At 70.9% G+C, this 8,978-nt stretch carries 9 protein-coding genes; 3 read left to right on the top strand and 6 right to left on the bottom strand.

Features of this window, described 5'->3' with window-relative positions:
* Window positions 1-124: 124 nt before the first annotated feature.
* Together FGF04_RS31155 and FGF04_RS31150 are read right to left on the bottom strand one after the other, a co-directional pair.
* Complete coding sequence (locus FGF04_RS31155; RefSeq protein WP_149514722.1) at window positions 125-688, bottom strand: Dps family protein; 564 nt, start codon at window positions 686-688, stop codon at window positions 125-127.
* 91 nt (window positions 689-779) lie between these two features.
* Window positions 780-950 carry a hydrophobic protein gene (locus tag FGF04_RS31150; RefSeq protein WP_149514721.1) on the bottom strand — a complete coding sequence of 57 codons (171 nt, stop codon included), beginning with the start codon at window positions 948-950 and terminating at the stop codon, window positions 780-782.
* A 246-nt stretch (window positions 951-1,196) separates the two neighbouring features.
* On the opposite strand from FGF04_RS31150, the gene FGF04_RS31145 reads away from it, so the two are divergent.
* Together FGF04_RS31145 and FGF04_RS31140 are read left to right on the top strand one after the other, a co-directional pair.
* Window positions 1,197-1,568 (top strand): PRC-barrel domain-containing protein, encoded by a 372-nt coding sequence (locus FGF04_RS31145; protein WP_149514720.1) that lies wholly within the window; start codon window positions 1,197-1,199, stop codon window positions 1,566-1,568.
* A 147-nt stretch (window positions 1,569-1,715) separates the two neighbouring features.
* Entirely contained in the window at window positions 1,716-2,192 is a 477-nt protein-coding gene (locus tag FGF04_RS31140) for an ATP-binding protein (RefSeq protein WP_149514719.1), read from the top strand.
* Between the two features lie 116 nt (window positions 2,193-2,308).
* Here FGF04_RS31140 and FGF04_RS31135 read toward each other — a convergent pair whose 3' ends face one another.
* A complete protein-coding gene (locus tag FGF04_RS31135; RefSeq protein WP_149514718.1) occupies window positions 2,309-2,743 on the bottom strand; it encodes an ATP-binding protein in 435 nt (144 codons plus the stop codon).
* Between the two features lie 286 nt (window positions 2,744-3,029).
* On the opposite strand from FGF04_RS31135, the gene FGF04_RS31130 reads away from it, so the two are divergent.
* On the top strand, window positions 3,030-3,206 hold the full coding sequence (locus tag FGF04_RS31130; RefSeq protein ID WP_149514717.1) for a hypothetical protein: 177 nt from the start codon (window positions 3,030-3,032) through the stop codon (window positions 3,204-3,206).
* A 144-nt stretch (window positions 3,207-3,350) separates the two neighbouring features.
* Here the strand turns inward: FGF04_RS31130 and FGF04_RS31125 are convergent, their stop codons facing one another.
* The 3 genes from FGF04_RS31125 to FGF04_RS31115 all read right to left on the bottom strand — a co-directional run bounded on the left by FGF04_RS31125 (window position 3,351) and on the right by FGF04_RS31115 (window position 8,914).
* Window positions 3,351-5,414: an RICIN domain-containing protein gene (locus FGF04_RS31125; RefSeq protein WP_149514716.1), complete on the bottom strand. Its 2,064-nt coding sequence runs from the start codon at window positions 5,412-5,414 to the stop codon at window positions 3,351-3,353.
* 68 nt (window positions 5,415-5,482) lie between these two features.
* Entirely contained in the window at window positions 5,483-7,525 is a 2,043-nt protein-coding gene (locus tag FGF04_RS31120) for a beta-galactosidase (protein WP_149514715.1), read from the bottom strand.
* A gap of 51 nt (window positions 7,526-7,576) precedes the next feature.
* Window positions 7,577-8,914, bottom strand: a complete 1,338-nt coding sequence (locus FGF04_RS31115; RefSeq protein ID WP_149514714.1) for an ABC transporter substrate-binding protein — start codon at window positions 8,912-8,914, stop codon at window positions 7,577-7,579.
* Window positions 8,915-8,978: the final 64 nt, after the last annotated feature.

Here is an 8,978-nt window from a genome sequence, read left to right as displayed (position 1 = left end):
CCCGCCGTGTCCGGCCCCGGGCGGCCCGGGCCGCCCGGGGCCGGACACGGCGGGGACCCGGAGACGGCGCAGGGGCCCGGATCCGTCGTGGATCCGGGCCCCTGCGCCTGCTGCGGCGGACCCGCTACTTGCCCTCGGCCGAGCGGGCGGCCTCGGTCTCGGTCTGCGCGTCGGCGTTGGAGAGGGTGCCGCCGGCGCTCTCCAGGTGCGCGCGCACGAACCACTGGAACTGCTCCAGGGAGCGCAGGTGCTCGATGAGCAGGTCCTCCGTCACCGCGTCGAACTTGCCGATCTCCTCGCGGGCCGCCCGGTGGCTCTCGATGATGCCCGTGTAGACCAGGTCGAGGGCGCCGAGGTGCGCGATCGCGTCCGCGCGCCCGACGTCGTAGTCGTCCCAGGTCCGCTCGGTCACGAGGGCGCCCGGCGTGCCGGCGGGGACCCCGCCCAGGGCGGAGATGCGCTCGGCGGTGTCGTCGGCCATCTCACGGACCCGGTCGACCTGCGGGTCGAGCATCTCGTGGATGGCGATGAAATGCGGGCCGACCACATTCCAGTGAATGTGCTTCAGCGTGAGCGAGAGGTCATTGAGTGCGTGCAGCCGCAGGCGGAGCAGTTCGATTGCCTTCCCGCCGTCCTGGGTGCTGAGTCCGGGAACGGTGTACTTGGGCTCCTGTGCAGACGACGTCATTTCCATTCCTCCCTGGGAATTCTCGGTGTTGCGGTGTTGCGGTGTCCGCGGTCGTGGGTGTCACGCCGGAATGCGGGGCCCACAGGCCCCTCTACCAGCGGTACCAGCGTCCGCGACGGCCACCGGAGGCGTTCGGGCGTACGACGAAGCCGATCAGCCAGACGATGAGCACGACCACTGCGACCCACCACAGGATCTTGAGCGCGAAACCCGCACCGAAAAGGAGCAGGGCGAGCAGCAGGACAAGAATGAGCGGAACCATTGCTATCGACCTCCAGCACGACGAGTTCCCTGCTTGCCCGGCGATACGCATCCGTTCCGCGGAAACACCCGGGTGGCCCCGGGGGCACGAGGGGGACGGCACCGCTGTGACGGAACCGTCGAGAATGCAGGTCCGGCAGGGGGGTATCTGCTGCCCGAGGAGGGCGGCGGGCGGCGCGGACCGGCCGCCGTATCCTGCTCGGACGTGACCACGGGGACATGAACACGGGGAAGGGATGGGAGCGACGTGACCACCGACAGGATTTGGTCGTACGCACCGGGGAGCGGGTACGCGGAGGGACTGCTGCTCACGGGGTTCACGGTCGCTGCGAGCGACGGGACGATCGGACACGTGGACCGGCAGGTGGACGAGTCCGGGATGCGGCACCTGATCGTCGACACGGGGGGCTGGCTGTTCGGCAGGAGCGTGCTGATCCCGGTGGGAGCCGTGGAGTCCATCGACCCGGAGGCCCAGGAGATCAAGGTGGCCTGCACCGAGGAGGAGGTCAAGGCCGCGCCGCGGTTCAGGACCGACCGCGAGACGCTGGACCCCGAGTACCTCACCGGGGTCGGCGCCTACTACCTTGGTCTGCCGCCCCGGGAGACGAGCACGACCTGATGTGACCGCAATGGATGCGGATCCAGCGGGAAGGCGGATCCCGACGGGGTGCGGCGGCCGGAAGCGGCGATCTCGTCCGGGCTCCGGCCCGGGCGGCCCGGGCCGGAGCCCGGTATCGAAGAAGCAGAGTGCAGGGACACGACGCATATGGACCGAACCGACACGACCACCATCGCGTCCACAGGCCTGCCCGGGGGGACGTCACCTGCGGCGGTACCGGTCGCGACGTCACCTGCCGCGGAACCGGTCACGACCGCGGCGGCGGCCCGTGCGTACGCGCGCGAGGTGGTGCTGGAGCAGTGGAACCGGCCGGACCGCACGGCCACTGAGGCCGCCGTCATCGACCTGTTGCTGGTCGTCTCGGAGCTGGCGGCGAACGCCATACGGCACGGCGGTGGACTGGTCGCTTTCGAGGTGACGCCCGCCGACGGGGGAGTACGGCTGGCCGTGCGCGACAACAGTGACGTCGTCCCGCCCGCGGCCTTCGGCGCGGGGGGCTTCCCCTCGCAGCACCACGGCAACGGCTACGGCTGGCCGGTGATCATCCGGCTGGCGCGCGACATCACGGTGGAGAGGTGCCCGGAGGGCGGCAAGATCATCAAGGTGCTGGTGCCGCTCGTCTGAAGGGCGGCGGCCCGGGGAGGCGCCCCGGGGAGGCGCAGTGAAAAGGACCGCCCGTCCCACGGGCGGTCCTCTTCGTACGGGAGCCTTCCCCTGCCGCACCACGGCAGGAACCCCCCTCACCACGGCAGGAACACATGGATGTCCTTGCCCTCGTCGGTCACCACCACGCTGACCTGGTCGCTCAGGGTGTGGATCAGGTGCCAGCCGACGCCTCCGCCGCCCCGGCCGGGATGGAACGGGCGCGGCGCGGGCGGGGTGGTGCTGGTGTCGTGCATCGTCACGTGCACCCCGTCGAACGTACGGCGCAGGCACAGCTCGAACGGGCCCGGCGCGTACTGCACCGCATTGGCCGCCAGCTCCGTGACGACCAGCAGGATGTCGTCCCAGTGCTCCGGGGCCGCCGGTGGCGAGGCGCGGGTCAGCGCAAGCAGGAATTCCTCGGCGGCGATGCGCGCGCCCGTCACATTGGGCAGCTCGCCGGCGAAGGTGGTCCTTCGGGTGTACTTCTCTTCAGAAGGCAGTTTTCCGTCCCAGTGCGGCTCGGTCGCCATTGCGCCTTCCCCAGCCCGTTCCCCGCGGGCTGTCCTGATCCTGTGCTTCCACCGCTGCTGCTTCCCGACGGCGGGAGGCTTAGTCGTACGGGCCCGGAGGGGATGGTAGACGATCCGGAATGCGGTGGTCTCCGGCGATTCCCGTGGTCGGCGAGTACCACGATCGGCACGAGTCATGGGTCCCCGTCCGGGAGTCCGCGTCCCGGGCCTGTTTCCGGCGGGCGGGGGCATACGGAGGTCTGGAGCGGGAGCCGATCCCGTCCCGTGACCGGAGAGAGGAAATCCCGTGCTCGGCATTGCAGCTGCAGTCCTGTTCTTCATCGCGTTCCTGATCAACGCCGCGGACATCGCGACCAACGACACCTTCACCTCGACGAACGTGATGCTCATCGGGCTGACCGTACTGGCCCTGCACACCGCGGGCGTGGGCAGCGGATGGGCGGCCCGGGGCCGGAGGCGGTGACGCGCGGGACGCCTCCCCGCCACGACGTGGTCGGCACGGCAGCCGACAGAAGAGCGGGCCGCACGGTGACAGTGGTCACCGTGCGGCCCGCCCGCTCGTTCCACGGCGGGGACCGGAGCGCCGAGGACGCCGGGCCCCGCGCGATCAGCCGGCCCGGCCGGACACCTCGGTGACCTTCCACCGCTGGTTGGCGCCGGAATTGGGCGTCCACAGCGTCACGGACGCACCCTCGTGGGTGGCCTGGCCGCCCACCTCCAGCAGGCGTCCGGTGGCCGCGTTGACGAGGGTCCAGGTGCCGTCACCGGTCGACGACATGATCCACTGGGCGGCCCGGTCGCGCGGCCCGGTGCCGGCCTCCAGCACCGGGGCGCCGTCGCGGACGGCCAGCCGCTTGCCCTGCGCCGGGTTGTCGAACACGTACCGCTGCCGGTTGCCGGTGTCGCCGGAGACCTGGCGCAGCCTCCACCGCTGACCGGCCGCCGTTCCGGCGGCGTCCGTCGCGCTCCTGATGACGAGTCCCTCGCCGTCGTCGGCGACGGTGAGCGCCTTGCCGCTCTGGACACCGGTCAGCTCGTAGGTGTGGCCCTTGCGCAGTTCCGCGGCGTCCTTCGCAACCCCGGAGACGCCCTTGACCAGGAACGAGGTCACGGACTGCGCGGGCACGGTGAAGGTGGCCCTGCTGCCACTGACCCGGACGGCCCCGCGGCGGTCCAGCTTGCCGTCGGCGCTGGTCACCACGGGGGTGACGGTGGCGCCCCGGGCGACCTTGCCGAACTTCGACAGGTCGACGGTGACCGTACGGGCCTCGGTGGTGCTGTTGACGTGGACGACCGTCGCCCCGTCGCCCTTCCTGGTGACGGCCGCGGCGCTGGACGCGTCATCGGTCTTGATCAGCCGGTCGCCGGGCTTGATGTAGTGCGTGAAGTTGCGGGCCGTGTCGAACTTCGTGTTGGTGCGGATCGGGCAGGACTCCAGGGTGTCCTTCGAGGTGCAGCTGAACGGGAGCTGGATGCTGCCCCAGTTGCCGCCCTTCGCGGACTCGCCGCCGGGCTTCATGTTGTCGTGGTCCTCGACCGGCTGCCAGAACACCCAGGCCCGGGGCTCCAGTTCGCGCAGGTCGTCGACGATGTGCTGGGCGAGGCCCAGGCCCGGCCGCATGTCCGTGAAGCTCTGCCCGTCGCCCCAGTCGCCCTCCACCTCGCTCATCCACAGCGGCTTGTCCGCCGCCTTGGCGAGGTCGCGCACGGTGGTGCGCTGACCGGTGCCGTAGGTGTGGACGTTCAGCTGCCCGACGAGGTCCCGCACCTCCTGCGGGTAGGTGTTCCAGTTCTGCGCGAAGATCGACGGGTTGGTCTCGTCCATCGCCGAGATGCCGGCCTTCGTCTTCGCCTTCCGCAGCGCCGGGGCCAGGGCCCTGAGCACCTTCTGCTGGAGCTCGGGGCCGATGTGGGCGCCCTCCTGCCGGCCGCCGACGGGCTCGCCGTCGGCGCCGAGGCGGGTGCTCCKGTAATTGGTGTTGGGCTCGTTGAACGGGTCGATCGTGTCGACCTCGATGCCCTCCGCCTTCTCCAGCCGCCTGGTCGCGCCCGCCAGATACGCGGCGAAGTCGTCGACCGACTCGGCCTTGAGCTGGTCGTCGGTGGCGTTGAACCCGCCGGAGACGTATCCGCTCTCCGTCATGAACCACGGCGGGGAGTTGCTGAAGGTCTCCCAGTGGTCGATGTCGTCCTTGATGCGCCCCACCCACCAGCGCTGCGTGGCGTCGGCGTCCTCGTTCCAGTCGGCCGGGTCGTCGGCGTCCCACCAGTCGGTGTCCTCGCGGGTGGTGCCGGCCGGGGCCTTCCACCAGCCCTCCACCGCTCCGCCCGCGCGCAGGTAGTCCTCGACGTCCGGTGCGTTGCCGCCGCCGATGTTGTAGCGGGCGATGTTCAGCGCCAGGCCGTCGTCCCCGAAGAGGAGCTTGGCGAGCTTCTCGCGTATCTCCTTCGGGTAGTCACCGGTCGCGTTGGCGAACCAGACCAGGCTGGTGCCCCAGCCCTCGAACTCCTCCTGCTGGTACGAGGGGTCGGGCCGGACGGTGACCGACGCGGTGTCCGCCGTCCGGACCTGCGCGGTGGACGAGGGGGCCTGGACCAGGGCGGCCCCGGTGGCCAGGGCGGTGAGTGCGGCGGCTCCGAGGAGATGTCTGCCGCGGGAAGGGCGTGCCATCGTGTGCTCCCAACTGAGGTGTGGTCGCTGCGCGGTGGGTGTCGGTGGTGCGGGGGAGGGCTGGAGGATCAGCCGGTGGGCCGGTGCAGTACGGCGACGCCCCGGGGTCCGAGGACGAGACCGCCGTCGGTGTCGGTGTCGCCTACCAGGACCTCTCCGGCGAACCCGGCCAGGGCCACGCTGTCGTCGCTCCGGTTGACCAGGAACAGGAAGCGGCCGCCGGGGCCGCGGCGCACGGTCAGCTCGACCGGTCCCCGCGCCTCCTCGGGCAGTTCGCTCTCCACGCCGGCCGGTCCGAGCAGCGCCGGCAGCAGCCCGGCCAGTCCGCCGGGGCCGAGCCGGGTGGACACGTACGCGGCCGACCCCTGGCCCGTGGCCCGGCGGGTGACGGCGGGCCGTCCCGCGTACGCGCCGGTGCGGTAGCGGGCCAGCACCTCCACCGCGGGATCGGTGACGTCGATGCGGTCGGTCCACAGGGTGCCGGTGGCGGCGCCGTCCAGCTCCACGGAGTCCCCTTCGAGCAGCGGGCCGAACTCCTCGATGCGGATGCCCAGCAGGTCGCGCAGGGCGCCCGGGTGCCCGCCGAGCCAGACGTGGTCGTTCTCGTCGACCACCCCGGAGAAGTACGTGGTGACCAGGTGGCCGCCGGTCTCCGCGTACCGGGTCAGCTCCTTGGCGAGGGCGGCCGGGACCACGTGCAGCACGGGGGCGATCAGGACGTCGTACCGGTCGAACCCGGCGGCGGTGGTCACGACGTCGGCGCGGACGCCGAGGGCCTGCAGCGCCGAGTACCAGTCCAGGGCCTCCCGGCGGTAGTCGAGCAGGGCGGTGGGGTGCGAGTCCTGCTCGCTCGCCCACCACGACTCCCAGTCGTAGACGATGCCCACCCGGGCCGGCTCCCGCTCGGAGCCCGCGACCGGTGCCAGCGCCTTCAGGGTCCGGCCCAGCTCGGCGACCGCGCGGAAGACCTCGCTGTCGGCGCCGGCGTGCGGCACCATCGCCGAGTGGTACTTCTCGGCGCCCGCGGCGGACTGGCGCCACTGGAAGAAGCACACGGCGTCGGCGCCGTGCGCCACGTGCAGCAGCGAGTCGCGCGCCAGGTCGCCGGGGCGCTTGGCCACGTTGACCGGCTGCCAGTTGACCGCGCTGGTGGAGTGCTCCATCAGGAACCACGGGCGGCCGCCGGCGATGCCGCTGGTGAGGTTGGCGGAGAAGGACAGCTCGTCGCGGTCCTGCGGGCCGGGGTGGACGTAGTGGTCGTTGGAGACGAAGTCGATCTCGCCCGCCCAGTCCGGGTAGTTCATGCCCTTGGTGTTGCCCATCACCATGAAGTTGGTGGTGACCGGCACGTCCGGGGTGATCTCCCGCAGCACCTCCCGCTCCGCGACCAGGTACTCCTTCAGCGCGTCGGAGGAGAAGCGCTTGAAGTCCAGCTGCTGGGTGGGGTTGGGGTGCGAGGCGGCCAGCCGGGGCGGCAGGAGCTGCTCCCAGTCGCTGTAGCGCTGCGACCAGAAGGCCGTGCCCCAGGCGTGGTTGAGGGCGTCGAGCGTGGTGTAGCGGGCACGCAGCCAGGTGCGGAAGGCACGGGCCGCGTCGTCCGAGTAGTCGTAGACGTTGTGGCAGCCCAGCTCGTTGGAGACGTGCCAGGCCACCAGCGCGGGATGGTCCGCGTACCGCTCGGCCATCGTCCGCACCAGGCGCAGCGCGTGCTCCCGGAAGACGGGCGAGGTGGGCCGCCAGTGCTGCCGCGCCCCCGGCCACACCGTCTCACCGGAGGCGGTCACCGGAAGGATCTCCGGGTGGGCCGTGGTGAGCCAGGGCGGCGGGGACGCGGTGGCGGTGGCCAGGTCGACCCCGATGCCGCCCGCGTGCAGGAGGTCCATCACCTCGTCGAGCCAGGCGAAGTCCCACTTGTCCTGGGCCGGCTGGATGCGGGCCCAGGAGAAGATCCCCACGGAGACCAGGTTGACGCCGGCCTCCCGCATCAGCCGGACGTCCTCCTCCCACACCTCCCGAGGCCACTGCTCGGGGTTGTAGTCGGCGCCGTACGCGAGGCGTGGCGTGCGGTCACCGTCCGGCCCGTCGAGCCGGGACAGGAGGGTGGAGATCATCGTGGTCCTTCCGGGGTTGCGCAGGGGGCGGCGTCGGGGGCTTCGCGTCGGCTACTCGACGGTGAAGCCCTGCTCCTTGCCGTACTTGACGGAGGCGTCCTGCCAGGACTTCAGGCRGTCGATCAGCTTGGTGTTGCCGACGTAGGCCTTGCCGACGGTGTCGTTGAAGATCGAGTTGGCGTACTGCTGGAAGGGCAGGTACGACCAGTCGTCCGCGACGTTGGCGGCGGAGTCCGCGAAGATCTCGTTGGCCTTCTGGCCGCCGAAGTACTCGAACTCGGTATTGAGGAACGCGTCGGTCTTGAGGTCGGCGGTGGTCGCCGGGAAGGCGCCCTCCTTCACCCGGCTCTGCACACCGGCGCCGGAGTTGGCGTACTCGACGAAGGCGTAGGCGAGTTCCTTGTTCTTGCCCAGCGCGGGCAGGGCCAGCGAGCTGCCGCCGTTCTCCGCGCTCGCCTTGTCGCCCTTCGTCCAGGCCGGCATGGGGGCGGCGCGCCAGTCACCGGCGGCGTTCGGCACGCCGGTCACGAAGTTGGCGGGCATCCAGGCACCGCTGGCGAGGGTGGCGATGGTGCCGTCGCCCAGGCCCTTGTACCAGTCGTCGGTCCAGCCGTTGATCGGCGCGAGGAGCTTCTCGTCGATCAGCTTCTGCCAGGTGTCGGTGTACTTCTTCGCGCCGGCGTCGGAGAAGTCGACCTTCACCGTGGTGCCGTCGACCTTGTAGGGGCGCGAACCGGCCTGCCACAGCATGCTGGTGGTGAAGCCCGCGTCGCCGGCGTCGTTGGCGATGTAGACCTTCGGGTCGGCCTTGTGCAGCTTGCGGGCCGCCTCGACGTACTCGTCCCAGGTGGTCGGGACCTCGATCTTGTACTTGTCGAAGATCTTCTTGTTGTAGTAGAGCGCCATGGGGCCGGAGTCCATCGGCAGGCCCCAGACCTTGTCGCCCTCGCTCACCGCGTTCCACGGGCCAGGGGTGTACTTGTCCTTGAGCTTGTCCGCGCCGAAGGGGGACAGGTCGGTCAGGCCCTTGGTGAGGGAGTACTGGCCGAGCGCGAAGTACTCGACCTGCGCGACGTCCGGGACGCCCTTCTCGGCGGAGATGGCGTTCGACAGGGCGGTGTAGTGCTTGTCGCCCGAGCGCTCGCCGACCAGGTTGATCTTGACCTTGGGGTACTTCTTCTGGAAGTCGGCGGCGACCGTCTTCAACGTGGGCTCCCAGGCCCAGACCGTGACCGAGCCGCCCTTGTCGAGGGCCGCCTGGAGGTCGTCGGCGGAGACCGGCTTCGAGCCGGAGCTGTCGTCGTCGGAGCCGCCGCAGGCGGTCGCGCCCAGGGCGAGGACGGAGAGGACGGCMAGGCCGCGCATCAGGCGGCTGGTCGTTCTGCGCATGGAGGTGCTTCCACTTCTTCGTGGGCGGGACGGGTGGTGGCGGGACAGGTGGTCGGTGGGGGCG

The sequence above is a fragment of the Streptomyces apricus genome (assembly GCF_008369065.1).
Lineage (GTDB): Bacteria > Actinomycetota > Actinomycetes > Streptomycetales > Streptomycetaceae > Streptomyces > Streptomyces apricus.
Note: the sequence above shows the minus strand (reverse complement) of the source record. Positions and strands in the feature narration are given on the sequence as shown.

Bases quoted from the DNA above. Each gene is read 5' to 3' on its own strand.
- FGF04_RS31155 (WP_149514722.1), bottom strand. From the start codon at position 688: ATGACGTCGTCTGCACAGGAGCCCAAGTACACCGTTCCCGGACTCAGC.
- FGF04_RS31150 (WP_149514721.1), bottom strand. From the start codon at position 950: ATGGTTCCGCTCATTCTTGTCCTGCTGCTCGCCCTGCTCCTTTTCGGT.
- FGF04_RS31140 (WP_149514719.1), top strand. From the start codon at position 1,716: ATGGACCGAACCGACACGACCACCATCGCGTCCACAGGCCTGCCCGGG.
- FGF04_RS31135 (WP_149514718.1), bottom strand. From the start codon at position 2,743: ATGGCGACCGAGCCGCACTGGGACGGAAAACTGCCTTCTGAAGAGAAG.
- FGF04_RS31120 (WP_149514715.1), bottom strand. From the start codon at position 7,525: ATGATCTCCACCCTCCTGTCCCGGCTCGACGGGCCGGACGGTGACCGC.